Origin of the sequence: Halomonas sp. ATBC28 (genome assembly GCF_005937175.1) — a bacterium.
Lineage (GTDB): Bacteria > Pseudomonadota > Gammaproteobacteria > Pseudomonadales > Halomonadaceae > Vreelandella > Vreelandella titanicae.
On the sequence record NZ_VCQL01000114.1, the window covers coordinates 1 to 445 of the forward strand.

General features: G+C 59.1%; 1 protein-coding gene. It reads right to left on the reverse strand.

The genetic code is table 11. The annotated features are described in order from the left end of the window. Positions 1-445: tRNA lysidine(34) synthetase TilS (gene tilS / locus E0L35_RS25590; protein ID WP_138801735.1), on the reverse strand; the 445-nt coding region annotated here is incomplete at both ends.

Sequence of the window (445 nt, forward strand, 5' to 3'; positions counted from 1 at the left end):
CTGCTCCAGTTCCCCCCGCGTGCGGGCAAGCAACGGGCGGATAAGCCGTGTTCCGGCAAACTCCGAAACTTCCGCCATAGCCGAAAGCCCGGCAGGGCCGCTACCGCGTTTTAGCGCCAGCAGAAAGGTTTCACATTGATCGTCGAGATGTTGCGCTGTAACCAGCACTTCACCGGGCAACAAGGTACGGGCAAATGCCTGATAACGCGCCTGCCGCGCCTGGGCCTCAATCCCCAGCCCCTCTTGCGCAAGTTGTACGCGTTCGACCACCAGCGGCACCTGCCACTGTTGGCAGATGTTTTCACAATGTTTCACCCAGGCATCAGCATTGGCGCTTAAACCGTGATGCACATGGATAGCGCGCAGAGTGACGCCCGGATTTTCCGTCCGCCACTGCACCAGTTGATGCAGTAAGACAGTAGAATCAAGGCCGCCGCTAAAGGCC